This is a genomic window from Exiguobacterium sp. s149, from assembly GCF_018618395.1.
Taxonomy (GTDB): domain Bacteria; phylum Bacillota; class Bacilli; order Exiguobacteriales; family Exiguobacteriaceae; genus Exiguobacterium; species Exiguobacterium chiriqhucha.
Map to the genome: position 1 here is coordinate 272,591 of NZ_JACSLZ010000001.1, position 16,380 is coordinate 288,970.

16 protein-coding genes and 1 riboswitch are annotated in these 16,380 nt (G+C 53.4%); of the genes, 4 read left to right on the forward strand and 12 right to left on the reverse strand.

Annotated features, from left to right (window positions below):
- Window positions 1–160 precede the first annotated feature (160 nt).
- The 5 genes from KNP81_RS01370 to KNP81_RS01390 form a co-directional block, all read right to left on the reverse strand.
- On the reverse strand, window positions 161–1,375 hold the full coding sequence (locus KNP81_RS01370; RefSeq protein WP_214717657.1) for an MDR family MFS transporter: 1,215 nt from the start codon (window positions 1,373–1,375) through the stop codon (window positions 161–163).
- A gap of 101 nt (window positions 1,376–1,476) precedes the next feature.
- Complete coding sequence (locus KNP81_RS01375) at window positions 1,477–2,310, reverse strand: MetQ/NlpA family ABC transporter substrate-binding protein (protein ID WP_029595094.1); 834 nt, start codon at window positions 2,308–2,310, stop codon at window positions 1,477–1,479.
- 29 nt (window positions 2,311–2,339) lie between these two features.
- On the reverse strand, window positions 2,340–3,002 hold the full coding sequence (locus KNP81_RS01380) for a methionine ABC transporter permease (RefSeq protein WP_021065492.1): 663 nt from the start codon (window positions 3,000–3,002) through the stop codon (window positions 2,340–2,342).
- A complete protein-coding gene (locus tag KNP81_RS01385; RefSeq protein WP_138859104.1) occupies window positions 2,992–4,020 on the reverse strand; it encodes a methionine ABC transporter ATP-binding protein in 1,029 nt (342 codons plus the stop codon). Before KNP81_RS01385 ends, KNP81_RS01380 begins: the two co-directional genes overlap by 11 nt.
- A gap of 77 nt (window positions 4,021–4,097) precedes the next feature.
- Window positions 4,098–4,203, reverse strand: a riboswitch (SAM riboswitch).
- A 453-nt stretch (window positions 4,204–4,656) separates the two neighbouring features.
- The gene (locus KNP81_RS01390) at window positions 4,657–4,914 is read right to left on the reverse strand and encodes a thioredoxin family protein (RefSeq protein ID WP_021065490.1); all 258 of its coding nucleotides are present in this window, start codon (window positions 4,912–4,914) and stop codon (window positions 4,657–4,659) included.
- Window positions 4,915–5,101: 187 nt separating this feature from the next.
- Here KNP81_RS01390 and KNP81_RS01395 point away from each other — a divergent pair, with 187 nt between their 5' ends.
- On the forward strand, window positions 5,102–6,154 hold the full coding sequence (locus tag KNP81_RS01395; RefSeq protein ID WP_214717659.1) for a PTS sugar transporter subunit IIC: 1,053 nt from the start codon (window positions 5,102–5,104) through the stop codon (window positions 6,152–6,154).
- A 42-nt stretch (window positions 6,155–6,196) separates the two neighbouring features.
- Here the strand turns inward: KNP81_RS01395 and gcvH are convergent, their stop codons facing one another.
- The 6 genes from gcvH to KNP81_RS01425 form a co-directional block, all read right to left on the reverse strand.
- Entirely contained in the window at window positions 6,197–6,580 is a 384-nt protein-coding gene (gene gcvH, locus KNP81_RS01400) for a glycine cleavage system protein GcvH (protein ID WP_021065488.1), read from the reverse strand.
- A 39-nt stretch (window positions 6,581–6,619) separates the two neighbouring features.
- Complete coding sequence (locus KNP81_RS01405) at window positions 6,620–6,982, reverse strand: arsenate reductase family protein (protein ID WP_214717661.1); 363 nt, start codon at window positions 6,980–6,982, stop codon at window positions 6,620–6,622.
- Between the two features lie 45 nt (window positions 6,983–7,027).
- Window positions 7,028–7,756 carry a hypothetical protein gene (locus KNP81_RS01410; protein WP_251130220.1) on the reverse strand — a complete coding sequence of 243 codons (729 nt, stop codon included), beginning with the start codon at window positions 7,754–7,756 and terminating at the stop codon, window positions 7,028–7,030.
- A gap of 87 nt (window positions 7,757–7,843) precedes the next feature.
- Window positions 7,844–9,628, reverse strand: a complete 1,785-nt coding sequence (locus KNP81_RS01415) for an acyl-CoA dehydrogenase family protein (RefSeq protein ID WP_214717663.1) — start codon at window positions 9,626–9,628, stop codon at window positions 7,844–7,846.
- A 13-nt stretch (window positions 9,629–9,641) separates the two neighbouring features.
- Window positions 9,642–10,814, reverse strand: coding sequence for an acetyl-CoA C-acetyltransferase (locus KNP81_RS01420; protein WP_214712823.1), 1,173 nt, complete (start codon window positions 10,812–10,814; stop codon window positions 9,642–9,644).
- Between the two features lie 19 nt (window positions 10,815–10,833).
- The gene (locus tag KNP81_RS01425) at window positions 10,834–13,245 is read right to left on the reverse strand and encodes a 3-hydroxyacyl-CoA dehydrogenase/enoyl-CoA hydratase family protein (RefSeq protein WP_214717665.1); all 2,412 of its coding nucleotides are present in this window, start codon (window positions 13,243–13,245) and stop codon (window positions 10,834–10,836) included.
- A 213-nt stretch (window positions 13,246–13,458) separates the two neighbouring features.
- On the opposite strand from KNP81_RS01425, the gene KNP81_RS01430 reads away from it, so the two are divergent.
- The 3 genes from KNP81_RS01430 (at window position 13,459) to KNP81_RS01440 (ending at window position 15,397) form a co-directional block, all read left to right on the forward strand.
- Window positions 13,459–14,361, forward strand: a complete 903-nt coding sequence (locus KNP81_RS01430) for an SDR family oxidoreductase (protein ID WP_214717667.1) — start codon at window positions 13,459–13,461, stop codon at window positions 14,359–14,361.
- Between the two features lie 173 nt (window positions 14,362–14,534).
- Entirely contained in the window at window positions 14,535–14,822 is a 288-nt protein-coding gene (locus KNP81_RS01435; protein WP_251130221.1) for a hypothetical protein, read from the forward strand.
- 242 nt (window positions 14,823–15,064) lie between these two features.
- Window positions 15,065–15,397, forward strand: a complete 333-nt coding sequence (locus tag KNP81_RS01440) for a hypothetical protein (protein ID WP_214717669.1) — start codon at window positions 15,065–15,067, stop codon at window positions 15,395–15,397.
- Between the two features lie 53 nt (window positions 15,398–15,450).
- On the opposite strand, the gene KNP81_RS01445 is transcribed toward KNP81_RS01440, so the two are convergent.
- The gene (locus KNP81_RS01445) at window positions 15,451–16,368 is read right to left on the reverse strand and encodes a proline dehydrogenase family protein (RefSeq protein WP_214717675.1); all 918 of its coding nucleotides are present in this window, start codon (window positions 16,366–16,368) and stop codon (window positions 15,451–15,453) included.
- Window positions 16,369–16,380 lie beyond the last annotated feature (12 nt).

Genomic DNA, 16,380 nt, shown 5'->3' on the forward strand with positions numbered 1-16,380 from the left:
AGACATTCGGATACCCCTTCCGTTTTCTCGCCATTTTTGGCGTAGATTAGATATATTCTAATCTTAATCTAGGCAATTTTTTATTTCAAGCGACTCACCTTATTATTCATTCTCAATAAAACATAAATGTTGAGAATGAGAATATCGGGAAATCAAGACTTTATCCAACTTTTTCCTCGATTAAGGCTAAACTTGCTTTTCGTTCTTTCAAGGCGCCGGCGAAGAAGAAGGCGCCGCATGCCGTCAATACGGCCAAACTTCCAAACACTGGCAACGCTGCATTGTCGAATCCATCAAGCAACACTCCACCGATGACAGGACCAATCGTCTGACCGAGCGCCGTCAACCCCATCGCCCCGAAATACGTCCCGCGCAGATGGGCCGGTGCCAATTCGTCCGTCAACACGTCCGTCATCGTGAACATGAGCACCTCGCCGACCGTGAAGATGACCATCGCGACGAATAAAATCCACGTCTGGGTCGCGAAACCGATGAGCAGGAGCCCGGTCGATAGCGTGCCGACTCCGAAAAAGAGCGACTTAATCGGTGACACGCGAATCCCGAACCGCATAATCGGATACTGGACGACGAGCACGGTGATTGCATTGACCGTCAACAAATACGCGAACAGACGGGACCCATTCTCGAATCCGTCATGGAACGCGATGAACTGTGGCAACGTCGCATTGAACTGACTATAGCCGATGATGGCAAAAATCATTCCGATGATGACGAAGCGGAACGTCTTATCTTGTTGTAACACACGGAACGTCTCCGTCAAGCGCGGCCGGACTTTGACGCCGTCCCCTTCCTCGAACGGATACTTTCGGAACAGCGTCGAGATGACGAGTCCGTACATCACGTAAACGCCCGTCACGACGAAGAAGGCGCTCTTTGCGCCAGTGAGCGACAAGACGACCGCGAGCAATGGTCCGATTGCCGCCGCAATGTTGATTAAAAAGTAACGGACGTTATAGACGATGACGCGCTGGTCCGGCTGCGTCGTATCACTGATGAGGGCGCGGGACGCCGGTTCGAGGAACGACCGTGACACGCCCATAAGTACCGAGAACATATAAAACCAAAATAACTCTGTCACGAGTGCGAAACCGCTGAACGTCAAGGCGTTCAAGACGATGCCGATCAGCATCAACTGTTTGCGCCCATAGCGATCGGACAGCGTCCCCCCGAAAAAGCTCATGAACAACCCCGATAGCGCCGAGATGGCGAACACCGTCCCGATCACGCTCGCCGAGAAGCCGAGCGTCGCGAGATAAATCGCAAAAAACGGCATGACAAAAAATGTCGACAGCCGGGCAAAAAACGTACCGAACAAGACGCCCAGCGTCAGCGGATGAATGTGTCGTATGTTCATCCGAATCCCCCCTTTTCCTACATATATGTAGTGTACTTCTATTAATGAACCAAAACTACTCCAAACAAAAAAGGCCCGGGATAGCCCGGGCCTTGACGAGATTATTGTTTGACCGGTACGACTGCACCTTTGTACTCATCCAAGATCCACTGTTGTGTCTCTTCTGACGTGAGGACTTCGAGGAGTGCCTTGACGCGCTCGTCATCTTCGTCGCCTTCACGTGTGACGATCAAGTTGACGTAAGGTGAATCTTCGCCTTCGAGAGCGATCGCGTCTTCGAGCGGGTTGAGGCCGGCATCGATCGCGTAGTTCGTGTTGATGAGGACCGCGTCCCCTTCACCGTTGTTGAACGCTTGCGGGAGAAGTGCCGCTTCGACGTCCGTCTTGAACTCCAAGTTTTTCGGGTTGTCGACGATGTCTGAAACCGTCGCGTCCGTTGTCTTGCCTTCCGCGAGTGTGAGCAAGCCTTCAGATTGAAGCATCGTGAGGATACGTCCGTGGTCAGCGACCGACGAGCTCATGATGATTTCAGCGCCTTCTGGAAGCTCATCGAGTGATGCATAGTCTTTCGAGTACACACCGATCGGCTCGATGTGGACGCCACCGGCTGAAGCGAATTTGTAGTCTTTGTTTTCAGCCATTTGCGACTCGAGGTACGGCTCGTGTTGGAAGTAGTTCGCGTCCAATTCACCGTCTGCGAGCGTTTTGTTCGGTAGGACGTAGTCTTGGAACTTCTTAATTTCGAGCGTATAGCCCTTCTCTTCGTACTCATCTTGGACGTGCTCTAAAATCTCAGCGTGCGGGACGTTTGACGCACCGACGACGAGCGTCTTGTCATCGCCCGAACCTGATTCTGAATCCCCGCCGCCGCAAGCCGCGAGAATCGTGAGTGCTGAAGCTGCCGTTAAACCGAGTACTGTTTTCCATGATTTCATTATAAAACCCCTCCAAATTTTCTATTTGATTAAGCGGAACGCTTATCGATTACAGATACGAGTCGATCGCCGATGAACTGGATGACGAAGACGATGACCAAGATTAAGACGGTCGCGACGAACGTGACGTCACTTTGTGAGCGCTGGAACCCTTCGAGGAAAGCCAAGTTCCCGAGTCCCCCGCCGCCAACGACCCCTGCCATCGCCGTGTAACCGACGATCGCGACGATCGTGACCGTGATGCCTGACACGATGGCCGGCAATGCTTCTGGGAACAATACTTTATAGACAATCTGCCATTTTGTTGCTCCCATCGATTCGGCCGCCTCGATGACACCGCGGTCGACTTCGCGAAGCGCGAGCTCGACCATCCGTGCATAGAACGGGGCCGCACCGATGATGAGTGCCGGTAGTGCTGCCGTCGATCCTAGCATCGTCCCGACGACGAGTAACGTGAACGGGATGAGCAAGATAATCAAAATGATGAACGGGATTGACCGGAAGATGTTGACGACCGCACTGATGACCGTGTAAATCGGACGGTTCTTCATCATGAGCGGCTCGTTCGTGACATATAGGAGCATCCCAAGCGCGAGACCGATGACGAACGTCGCGGCTCCGGCGACGAGTGTCATATAGAGCGTCTCCCACGTCTGTTCTAACATGACTTGCCAATCTACATTAGGAAACATCGCTTTCTACCTCCACTTCCACTGCCTGTGATCGGATTGAGGCGATGGCCCGCTCGACTTCAGCCGGCTCTCCGATCAATTGGATGAATAATGTCCCGAGGGCACCGACTTGTGACTGCGTCACCTTTCCGCCGATGATGTTGAAGCCGATGTCATGCTGCTTCAACACTTCCGACAGAATCGGTTGTTCGGCCGTCTCGTTCAAGAATTTGAGCTTGACGATTTGACCGCTCGGATAACGAGCTTTCAAATGTTCGAACGTGAGCGACATGTCTTCGACCGCGCCGATCTGCTTGACGAACTCTTTCGTAATCGGCTGTTCCGGATGTTGGAACACGTCGGCGACTTGTCCGGTCTCGACGACCTTTCCGGCCTCCATGACGGCGACACGGTGACAAATCTTTTGGATGACGTGCATCTCATGGGTGATGAGGACGATCGTCAAACCAAGTTTCTTGTTGATGCTGACGAGCAGTTCGAGAATCGAATCCGTCGTCTTCGGGTCGAGTGCGCTCGTCGCTTCATCGCAGAGGAGCACTTCTGGATTCGTAGCGAGCGCACGGGCTATCCCGACTCGCTGCTTTTGGCCGCCCGATAGTTGTGACGGATAGCTGTCTTCTCGTCCGGCGAGACCAACGAGTTCGACGAGTTCTTGGACGCGGCGTTTGCGCTCGCTCGCCGGTACCCCGATGAGCTCGAGCGGGAAGCTGATGTTCTCAGCGACCGTGCGCGACCATAATAAGTTGAAGTGTTGGAACACCATCGAGACGTTTTTACGTACCCCGCGCAGTTCCTTCGGCGTGAGCTTCGTCAGCTCGCTGCCGGCGACCACGATTTCACCGCTTGACGGTGCCTCGAGTCGGTTGAGCAAACGGATGAGCGTCGACTTCCCCGCCCCTGAATATCCGATTATTCCAAAAATTTCGCCGCTTTCGATCGTAAGCGACACATCATCGACCGCCTGGACCCGACCGTTTTTCGTGTCGAACCATTTGGCCACATTGCGTAATTGAATCAATCCATTTCCCTCCTGACAACAAAAAAAGTACGCACGTTTGAGCAAACGTGCGTACTTTATCGTACGGACAACGATTGCTCTCATCTTCCAAGGTATACACCTTGCTGGAATTAGCACCATTTCGGATTGCTCCGCGGTTGCTGGGCGTCATAGGGCCAGTCCCTCAGCCTCTCTTGATAAGAGTGGTTGCGTATTTGATTAGCTTTATCATAGCGACACATTATTTTCATGTCAAACTATTTTTTTCAGCAAAATAAAAAAAGGTGCCATCCGAGGATGACACAGAACGTAGCACCTTGAGTCACTGAAGGACAACCCATAGATGAACCTCTTTTGCCCGATCAGAGCATTCATCCTTATATGGGGGACTTTTACCCAACCATCACTCGGTCTTCGAACGGACCATGCAATTACGCGACCGGTGCCCCGACGCTTGATTTTTTTGGGGGACAATCGAAGGGAAGGTCCACCTGAAATCGCGTAAGCTCATGCAGCGGTTGTTCGAAAACGTCTTGATGACGGGAAAATCTCGTCCTATGTTGTGTTCAAGTAAGATGTTGTAATGAATATATCATTCGTGAACTTTCTGTGTCAACTGATTATTTAAAATTTTCAGATTATTCTAATCATCCTATCTCACTTAACGAAAGATAGGACGTGCTGGACGTTTTGAAATGCGTACAAACGATCGCGAACTTGGCCATTCTCCAGCTTCAATAGCGCCGGAACGCTCATGACCTGATACGCCTCGAGTTCGTTCGGGATAAAGTTGGCATCGCGTTTTTCAATCTTCAATTCTGGGTCGACCGCCTCGACGACCGAGAGCATCCGCTCGGCCACGGCGCATGTACCGCACATTGGGGCGTATATATATAAGAATCCGTCTGTCATCATTTTACTCACCTCTCTTCTAAGTATATGAATCCAGGCCAATCGGTTCAAAAGTTGTGCTCAAATGGAAAATTCTGAACATTTCAACATTTCTTGTTGACGCTCGGCAGAAAGAGGCATAGTATGGTCATTAACTTTATCGCTTTTGTACATAACAGCAAACCAGTAGAAAAGGACAGGTGAATCCCCAATGACGGAAGAGAAGCTTACCGGAAAACAATTTTTAATGAACGTCTTGAACGGCCTCAGTCTTGCCATTCTCATCGCCCTCATCCCGAGCGCTTTGCTCGGTGAATTAACGAAAGCCATCTTGCCGTATTTTCCGTCCTTGCAGTTCATCTTAGATGCGACGACGATTGCGATGCGCCTCTTACCGGTCATCATCGGTGTCGCTGTCGCCATGCAGTTCGGACGATCGGCGCTCGAGGCCGGGACGATCGGCATCGCGACTCAGGTCGGAAGTGGCGCCATCCGCATCGAGGAAGGCGCGTTCCTCATGGCCGGAATCGGTGACGTCATCACGGCCGGTGTGACGGCCGCTCTCGCGACGTTCCTCGTCATGCAGTTGTCGCCACGCCTGAAGACATACACGGTGCTCGTCTTGCCGATGACGGTCATCGTCGTCGCGGGAGGCATCGGCGCGTTCCTACTCACTTACATCTCACAGATTACGACGTACGTCGGAACGATCATCATGACGATGACTGAACTGCAACCGATCGTGATGGGCATGTTAATCGCGATGGCGTTCTCGCTCATCATCGTATCGCCAATCTCGACGGTCGGAATTGCCACAGCCATCAGCCTGTCTGGTGTCGCTGCCGGGGCCGCCAACCTTGGCGTCGTCGCTGCCGGCTTCGGTCTCGCCATCGCTGGCTGGCAGATGAACGCGACCGGAACGTCGATCGCCCACTTCCTCGGCTCACCGAAGATTCAAATGGCGAACTTCGTCCGTCGTCCGATTATGATGTTGCCGGTACTCGCCAATGCGGCCATCCTTGGAGCGCTCGCAGGTATCCTTCGGATTGAAGGCACACCGATCAGTGCCGGATTCGGCGTCTCGGGTCTAATCGGTCCGGTCAACGCCTTGCATTTGATGCCGGGAGGATTCGCGCTCTGGAACGTCATGCTCGTCGTCGTCTTATTCGGGCTCATCCCAATCACACTCGGGATTCTGTTCTATCGTTTGTTCAACCGGACGTCGCTCATCGAGCCTGATCATTACCGTCTCGACTTCGATTAATCAAAAAAACCCGGCTTCTCGTAAAGAGAAACCGGGTTTTGTTTAGCCTTGAATCATCGCTTCGTATTCTTCGGCTGACATGAGCTTGTCGACGTCTGACGCGTCGTTCAACTCGACTTCGATCATCCAAGCGCCTTCGAACGGTGCTTCGTTGACGAGTTCTGGTGAATCGGCGAGTGATTCGTTCACCGCTGTGATTTTCCCAGAGATCGGTGCATAAAGCTCCGAAACCGTCTTGACCGATTCAACCGAACCGAACGGCTCGTCGAGTAAGATTGTGCCACCGACTTCAGGAAGTTCGACAAAGACGATATCCCCTAGTTCGCTTTGTGCGAAATCCGTGATCCCGATGCGGGCGACGCTTCCATTCACTTCAACCCATTCGTGCTCTTTTGAATAACGTAGATTGGCAGGTACTTTGCTCATCTTAACTTCCCCCTCAAATGAATTAGACTCACACGAGTATTATAGCACTTCGCCCCAAACGTCTGTAAACGACTTTTCTGAAAATCCGACAGTTGATTTTTGACCATCTGTCACGATTGGACGCTTTAAAAGCATACCATTGCTCGCAAGAAGCTCGAGTTGTTCGTCTTCTGACAGATTTGGTAGCTTGTCCTTGATGCCTTCGTTCCGATACACTTGTCCGCTCGTATTGAAGAATTTTTTGAGCGGCAGGCCCGACTGTTTCCATAGCTCAGCCAACTCGTCTTGCGACGGCGTCGCCTCGACGATATGGACATATGTATAGTCGATGCCGTTCTCTTTCAACCACTTCTCTGCTTTTTTACACGTACTGCATGGCGGATAGCCATATAGTGTCACCATGTTCATCACCTCTCCTGTTACTGTAGCATATTCCGCTTCAACCCTTCACGCTTCAAGCAAGCGCACAATCTCATGCTTGAGCGCCGGATTGACCGAGTGGTGCGCCTCGATGTGGTGGAGGATGGCCGCGGCCGCCTCGACCGATTTTCCGTAACCGGGTAACCACTCCTGTAGCCGTGCGACGAGTTCGGGATGCGTCACTTCGACCCGACGTGTCGGGTTGAACGGGTCACTCGTCTCGCCATACGCGATTAACACGTTGTTGACAGCCGCGACTTGAATCAGCTCAAAGCCGGCGAGCTGTTCGCCGCGCCGTTCCCGGAGCAGTCCGACGTATAGGTTCGTCAGCGCCTCCTCGTAACGATGTGCGGCGTCTGCATGGCGTGTGACAAGCTTCGGCGTGGCGAACGTGTCGAGCGCCTCATCACGCTGCCAGACGACACGTCCCGGCGTATAGGCAATGCCAGGCATCTCCACAATCTCGAACACGGCAAACTCGGCGTAAATGCCGTCCTCATACATGACCTTGTGCCCGTCTTTCGTGTTTTGGAACTGGTACGCCAACGGCTCGACCGCGAGCCAGTCCAAGTTGTCGATGAAGCGGGCCTTATGCCCGTCCTCGACGATCAAAAAGAAATCGAGGTCCGAATAGTCGTCGAGCCGATCCATCTCAAGTCCGATTGAACCGAGTGCGAGCAGCATGAGCGTGCCCTCATGCTTGGCGACCGAGCGGCCGATCGCATCCATCCGTTCTAATAAGTCATCTCGTTTCATGCGTATCCCCTCCTTTGTCCATTGTATCGTCCGCAGACAGCAAAAAGAAAGGGCCGACCGCGTCCGGCCACCCTTTCTCTCGCTTGCTTATACGATGAACTTGTTCGCTTTGATGAGGCTCGCTGCGACTTCGCGCTTCGTGCCGATGACGTTGATCGGCTGATAGCGGCTGAACTTCTTCATCGCCGACAAGAGCATGCGCTGCTCGTCGCCCGATGCGGCCGCATACAAGACTTCTTTCGCCATGAGTTCGACTTGCTTGAACACTTGCTCGGCGAAGATTTCTGTATAGCGGACTTTCTGCTGGTTCTTCTCAGCGCCTGTACGGGCGATGGCTTTCTCCGTCCGCGCGATGGCCGCTTCAAGCGCATAGATAGCGCTGATGATGTCGGCAATCTTCGCAAGGATTTCTTGCTCGTTCTGGAGGGCCTGCTGATATTTCTGGACGGACGTTCCGGCAATCATCAAGTTGATTTTCTTCATGTTCGAGAGAAGCATCTTCTCGCGTGCGAGCGGTGACCCGTCGAGTTCTTGCGGCATGTAGCTCATGAGCTCTTTTTGGAGCTTCTGCGCTTCCGCGAGGAGCGGCAAGTCGCCTTTCATCGCCTTCTTGAGAAGCGTACCTGGGACGATCAAGCGGTTGATTTCGTTCGTTCCTTCGAAGATGCGGTTGATGCGTGAGTCACGGTACAAGTTCTCGACTTCATATTCCGTCATGAAGCCATAACCGCCGTGGATTTGGACCGCTTCGTCGACGACGTAGTCGAACGTCTCCGAGGCGAACACTTTGTTCAATGAACATTCAATCGCGTATTCCGCGATGGCTTGGGCGACTTTCGACCCGTCACGCATGTTGTCGTCGCCGAGAGCGTCGAGGCTGTCTTGGAACAGACCGCCCGTCCGGTAGACTGAGCTCTCCATCGCATAAATGTTCGCCGCCATCGTCGCGAGTTTCTCTTGGATGAGCGGGAACTGACTGATCGGTGTCTTGAACTGTTTGCGTTCGTTCGCGTACTGAACCGAGAGATCGAACGCACGTTTCGACGAACCGACCGCACCGACCGCAAGTTTATAACGACCGACGTTCAAGATGTTGAAGGCGATGACGTGGCCTTTGCCGATTTCTCCGAGGAGGTTGTCGACCGGGACTTCGACGTCTTCTAAGATGAGCGTCCGTGTCGATGAGCCTTTGATGCCCATCTTCTGTTCTTCGGCGCCTGTCGAGACACCGTTGAAGTCACGCTCGACGATGAAGGCGCTGAACTTGTCGCCGTCGATTTTCGCGTAGACGACGAACACGTTCGCGAAACCGGCGTTCGTGATCCATTGTTTTTCCCCGTTCAAGACGTAGTGCGTGCCGGCCTCGTTCAAGACGGCCGTCGCTTTCGCACCGAGCGCGTCCGACCCTGAGCCTGGCTCTGTGAGCGCGTATGCGGCGATCCATTCACCAGTCGCGAGCTTAGGCAAATACTTATGCTTTTGCTCTTCTGTCCCGAAGAAGACGATCGGGAGCGTCCCGATGCCGACGTGGGCGCCGTAGCTGAGGGCGAATGAACGCGCTTTGGCGAACCGTTCCGTGATGATCGATGACGAGATTTTATCGAGCTGATAACCGCCGTACTCTTCTGGCACGTCCGCGCCGAGGAGGCCGAGCTCGCCCGCTTCTTTCAACAGTTCGACCGAGAGATCGAACTCGTGTTTCTCGATGCGTCCAAGGACAGGCATGACACGGTCGTCGACGAAGCTCGCCGTCGTGTCGCCGATCATCTTGTGCTCATCTGAGAAGTCTTCCGGTGTAAACAAACGATCCGCGTCGAGTGCGTCGATGACGAAGCTACCGCCTTTAATCAATTCGTGTTCTGTACGTTCCATTGTCAATTCCCCCTTATAGTAATTCGAAGACGCCAGCAGCACCCATACCGCCACCGATGCACATCGTCACAACCCCATACTTTTCATTGCGTCGTTTCATCTCATGCAAAATCGAGACCGCGAGTTTCGCGCCCGTGCAACCGAGCGGATGTCCGAGGGCGATTGCGCCGCCGTTGACGTTCACTTTCGACGGGTCGATGCCGAGTTCACGGATGACGCCGAGCGATTGGCTCGCGAACGCCTCGTTCAATTCGAACAATCCGACTTCTTCCAACTTCACGCCGGCCATCTCGAGCGCTTTCGGGATGGCGACGACGGGTCCGATGCCCATCACTTCTGGACGGACACCGCCGACCGCGAACGAGAGGAATTTTGCCATCGGCTTCAAGCCTTGACGTTCCGCTTCTTCGCGCTCCATGACGAGCACGGCTGCCGCGCCGTCTGATACTTGTGACGCGTTCCCCGCCGTCACCGAACCCTTGATTTTAAAGGCCGGGCGCAGTTTACCGAGCGCCTCGAGCGTCGAGTCGGCACGAACGCCTTCATCGTGTTTGACGACGAATTCACGTTCCGCGACTTTCCCGTCTTCACCGAGCACGTGCTCGACGACCGTGACCGGGACGATTTCTTCTTCGAACTTGCCGCCGGCGATTGCTGCCGCCGCTTTTTGGTGGCTGTCGATCGCGAACAAGTCTTGATCTTCGCGCGAGATGTTATATTCGGCCGCGACACGTTCTGCCGTGTGGCCCATGCTCATATAGTATTCCGGAGCCGTCTCCATGATTGTCGGGTTCGGACGGATGACGTGTCCGCCCATTGGGACGAGACTCATCGATTCCATACCACCAGCGATGACCGCCGTCGCTTGACCAATCATGATTTTCGCTGCCGCGTCGGCGATGGCTTGCAAGCCTGACGAGCAATAACGGTTGATCGTGATGGCCGGTACTTCGTGCGACAAGCCACCCCGGACGGCCGCGTAGCGGGCGATATTCATGCCTTGCTCCGCTTCCGGCATGGCGCATCCCATAATGACGTCGTCGATTGGTCCCGTGTAGCCAGACCGCTCGAGCGTCGCTTTAATCGCATGACCCGCGAGTTCGTCCGAGCGAACGTTTCGGAACGAACCGCGTTTTGCTTTTCCGACCGGCGTCCGTGCGCCGGCCACGATGACTGCTTCTCTCATCTGTTAAGTCCCCCTTTTGTCAGTTCCGAAGTGGCTTGCCTTTGACGAGCATATGTTGCATCCGTTGCTGCGATTTCGGTTCCCCGATGAGGCTTAGGAACGCCTCGCGCTCGATGTCGAGGAAGTACTGCTCGTCGACCATCGTGCCGTATGCCAAATCGCCGCCGCTGATGACGTGGGCAAGTTTTTTCGCAATCTTCAAATCGTGTTCAGAGATATAGCCACCGTAGAACATCTCGTACGCCGCGAGTTCGAGCGTCGCTTTCCCCGTTTGACCAACGACCGGCAACTTCTCACGAACCGGTGCGGTATAGCCGTCAGCGAGACCGAGTACCGTCTGTTTCGCATCGAACGTCAAGTGGTCGCGGTTCATCGAGATGCCGTCGACCGGACGGTGATAGCCGAGCGCTTTCGCGTCATAGGCCGACTTCGATACTTTCGCCATGGCAATGTTTTCGAACGTCTGTTGCGCCGCTTTCTCGATGTTTTGCATCGACTTCGGCGTCTGCTCGAGGAGTCGACGGTACGTGTTGACGTTTCCGCCCCCACCTGGGATGAGGCCAACACCGACTTCGACGAGACCCATATATGTCTCGAGCGCCGCCTGCATGCGTGCGGCCGGCAAGCTGATTTCTGTCCCACCTCCGAGTGTCATGCCGTAAGGCGCGACGACGACCGGGCGACCCGCGTAGCGAATCTTCTGGACGACTTGTTGGAACTTGTTGATGATCCAGTCGAGCTCGTACCAGTTCTCGTCTTCCGCTTCCATGAGCATCATCGCGAGGTTGGCGCCGACACAGAAGTTCTTGCCGTCGTTGGCGAGGACGAGTCCTTTGAAGTCGGTCTCAACGAGGTCGATTGACTGTTCAATCATCTGCATAATGTCGACACCAATCGCATTGTTCGGTGACGTGAACTCAAGGGCGACGACGTCGTCACCGATGTCGATGAGGCGGGCCCCGCCGTTCTCGAGCACGATTCCGTTCGATTTGGCGAGCGGTGCGAGTTTCACTTCTTTCGGGTTGACGGTCTTCTCAACGTACGTCTGTGACGCTTGGTCGTAATACTGGTCTCCCTTATAGAATGTCGTGTGTCCGGCAGCGAGCATCTCGTCGATCCACGCCGGGACGTCATACCCTTCCGCTTTCATGCGGGCGACCGATTTCTCGACGCCGAGTGCGTCCCACGTCTCGAACGGTCCGAACTTCCAGCCGAAGCCCCACTTCATCGCGTCATCGATGGCGACGATCGAGTCACTGATTTCGCCTGTGAGACGCGCCGAGTAGACGAGCGTCTTCGCCGTGACCGGCCAGAGCAGTTGTCCAATGCGTCCTTTGTTCAAGATGGCGCCTTTCAACTTCGCCTTCGAGCCCGGGAGCGATTTGATTTGGTCGAGCTCCGGACCTGTAATCGCTTTCAATTGTTCGTACTCGAACGTGTGAAGGTTGAGCTCCTGGATGACTCTGCCGTCTTTCTTATAGAAGCCTTGTCCGGCCTTTTGACCGATCCAGCCCTTCTCGACGAGCGTCTTCATTTCAGTTGGGACGTCGAACGTGTCCTTCTCTTCACCTGCGTCGAGCGTCTCATAGACATTGCCGGCGACGTGGACGAACGTGTCGATGCCGACGACGTCGAGCGTGCGGAATGTCGCCGATTTTGGCCGCCCGATGAGCGGTCCGGTGATCGAGTCCATCTCGCCGATCGAGGCGTTCTGTTTGAGCATCTCTTCGAACGTGACGAGGAGTCCGTACGTACCGATGCGGTTACCGATGAAGTTCGGTGTGTCTTTCGCTTCGACGACGCCTTTCCCGAGACGGTCCTCCGCGAAGCGGGCCATGAAGTCGATGACCGGGCGTGCCGTCTGCTCCGTCGGGATGAGTTCGAGCAGTTTCAAATAACGTGGCGGGTTGAAGAAGTGTGTCCCGAGGAAACGTGTCTTCAAGCCTTCCGGCAATACGCTCGCCATCGCCTCGATCGAGATGCCTGACGTGTTCGAGCTGAGAATCGCGTCTTCACGGATGTAAGGAGCGATTTTCTCGAACAGCTGTTGTTTCACGTCGAGCCGTTCGACGACGACCTCGATGACCCAGTCCGCTTCCTTCAAGCGCTCGAGATCATCTTCTAAGTTCCCCACGTCGATGAAGTTCAAATGATCCGCTGTCGCGAGCGGTGCCGGGTTCTGTTTCAATAGCTTCTGACGGTTCTCGGAAGCGATGCGGTTCCGCACTTCTGGTGACTCGAGCGTGAGCCCTTTCGCTTCTTCTTTCGACGTCAATTCACGTGGTACGATGTCGAGCATTAGCGAACGAATCCCCGCGTTCGCCAAGTGAGCCGCAATCCCCGCCCCCATTACTCCTGAACCGATGACGACCGCAAAACGGATGTTACTCGTCAAACGGAGGTCGGCTGATTGTTCGATGTGACTCGTCATATTGTTCCCCCCTCAATGAGAATGAATAGTGATTCATTTCAAGCGTAAAAAAAATCGCAATCACCATCGTGTTTACTCTTCTATCATAAATGAATGACAATTCATTCGCAAGCGTTCATTTTTCAAATTCGTTCCAATTTCGCTCAGGACGATTACATTTTGATGAGTGTGGTATAGACAGAAAGAGTCAATTTGAGAAAGGGGAATGTATACATGAGTGAGAATCGTTTAAACACAGTGGGGAACCGACACGATTTTGAGTCGTTCAAAAAGGACGGCCAAGAGCAGGCCCATCAACCGGGAATCGACTCGAAGATGGAGCCGTTCCCGATCTATGAGCGTGAAGGATATAAAGGAAGCGACAAACTGAAAGACAAAGTGGCCATCATCACAGGCGGCGACTCGGGAATCGGGAAATCGGTCGCCATCTTCTTCGCCCACGAAGGCGCGAACACGGTCATCGTCTATAAAGATCAAAACGAGCTCGAGGACGCCGAGGCGACGAAAGAGCGCATCGAGGAACTCGGGCAGGCCTGCCTCTTGTTGCAAGGAGACATCGGCGATTCGGACTTCTGCCAAGATGTCGTCAAACAGACGCTCGAGACGTTCGGCCACTTGGATATCCTCGTCAATAATGCCGCCGAGCAACATCCACAAGAGTCGCTCCTTGACATCTCGGATGAGCAACTCGAGCAGACGTTCCGGACGAACATCTTCAGCATGTTCTATTTGACGAAAGCCGCCCTTCCATATTTGAACGAAGGCGCGAGCATCATCAATACGACGTCCATCACAGCGTATCAAGGAAACGACCAGTTGATCGATTACTCGTCGACGAAAGGTGCAATCACATCGTTCACGCGTGCGCTCGCGAGCAACCTTGCCGAGAAGAAGATTCGCGTCAACGGTGTCGCACCAGGCCCGATTTGGACACCGCTCATTCCTTCGACGTTCCCGGCAGACAAAGTCGCCTCGTTCGGTGACTCAGCCGAGATGAAACGTCCGGGCCAGCCGGCGGAACTCGCCCCGGCCTATGTCTATCTCGCAAGTGACGATTCGACATACGTCAGCGGGCAAGTCATTCACGTTAACGGTGGAACGGTCGTTAACGGCTAAGAATGTTTGGAGTCTCAGTAATTTACTGAGGCTTCTTTTTGTGCCATGCATCCCGTCGGTGCCCATACTTTCAGGACGTTGACTGACGCATTTCCCTGACATTGAAAACGAGCAACACCCTCTGTCATTACACATGTACACTAATGCTAACAAGTAAAAATGGAGGCCAATCGATGACAAATCAGCATGACGATGAAGAAGAGTACGACGAAGACATTTTAGAGTTCGACCCGCGTTTTTCCCATGAAGCCAAACCGGAAGTCAATCTGAACGATTCCGGTGTCAATTTCGTCGGCAACGCCGAAGGCTATCTCGCCCTTGCAAGAATGTTCACGTTTTTAGCTGAAACGCATATGTCTATTCGCATGGAAGAAAATCCTTCGCCTGACATAAATACTTCCTATTGGGTATGGTCCATATCATATGACCGATTACATCCGAGATGCGTTCATTCAAAATAAACAGTACCTGTTTACACCAGGCGCCTTGCAAGATGTGAACCCTGAATACGAGAAAGAACTTTTCTTTTGGCTATCCAATCAAATCGGTCCCGATTTTTGGGTGAATGACGACGAGACCAAGAAACAATGACAGGGTACAGTAACGGAATCGTTGTTGTCTTAAGATGTATCCATGCGTTATATGAATTCGACTTAGAAGAATACTCACTTCCAGACGTCGCGCAAAAGAGGAGAATCCATTCATGCGTAATGACACGACCTTCTTTAAAGGACGAATCAGCTTGTTCCTTGTAGCCCCACTCTGTTTCGGTTTAATCGCAGGCTGTTCTTCTACCCAAGACACAGATTATAGTGGGGTTGATCTTCAAGGGCACATTGTAGAGGTGAGTGCTGATAAGTCGATGATGTTAGTTGAAGATCAAAAGCAAGGTCAAATCTGGGTGGATGTGTCTGGCCTGAATGATGAGTTGGAACAGCTGCACAGCCCGGTCGAGATCAACGTCTGGTTAGGCGGTCCCGTCGCGGAAGACCATCTTACTGTAAGGAAGGCCGAACGGATCGACGTCATCAAATAATAGAGAACGCATCAAAAAAGCACGAACGCCCTCGACGGACGTTCGTGCTTTTCTCATTTCTTGACCATTCCTTTTAAGACGAACGCGACGTTCGCCGGACGTTCCGCAAGGCGACGCATGAAGTAGCCGTACCAGTCACGGCCGTATGGCACGTAGACGCGGACTTTGTAGCCTTGGCGGACGAGTTCGAGTTGACGCTCGACCCGGATGCCATACAGCATTTGGAACTCGAATTGGTCGAGTGGGATATTGTTCAGTTTCACATGCTCGATGACCGCATCGATCATGTGGTCGTCATGTGTCGCGATAGAGGCGTAGTTCCCGTTCGCAAGATGGAGTTTGACGAGCTTCAAGTAGTTGTGGTCGACGTCTTCCTTTTCGGGGAATGCGACCGTCGCCGGCTCTTTGTAAGCCCCCTTGACGATGCGAAGGTTCGGCTTAAGCGGTGCGAGATGGTTGATATCATCTTCCGAGCGGTACAAGTACGACTGGATGACCGTCCCGAGGCCGTCGAAGTCTGCTTTCAACTTCTTGAACAAGTCGAGCGTCTTCTCGCAGCGCGTCTCGTCTTCCATATCGATGGCGACGAACACGCCGACTGCTTTCGCCGCCGTCAAGATTTGACGCATGTTGTCTTCAATCAACTCGTCCGAGATGTCGAACCCGAGTGACGTCAGCTTGAGCGACATGTAGGCGTCGAGCTTCTCTTCTGCCATGATTTCAATCGCCCGAATGATTTCATCGCGGTTCTCGTTCGCTTCCGCGACTGTCGTGATGAACTCTCCTAAATGGTCGACCGTGACCGCCAACCCTTTCGCGTTCAACTCGCGAATCGTCGGCACCGACGTCTTAAAATCTTCCCCCGCCACAAAGCGCGAAGCCCCGAACCGAAGCCCGTATTTTTTAGCCAAACTGTTGAGTGTTTTGTTTTGAGACATGTAGATAAATCCATCGCGCAACACTTTTTCCATCTGATTTTCCCC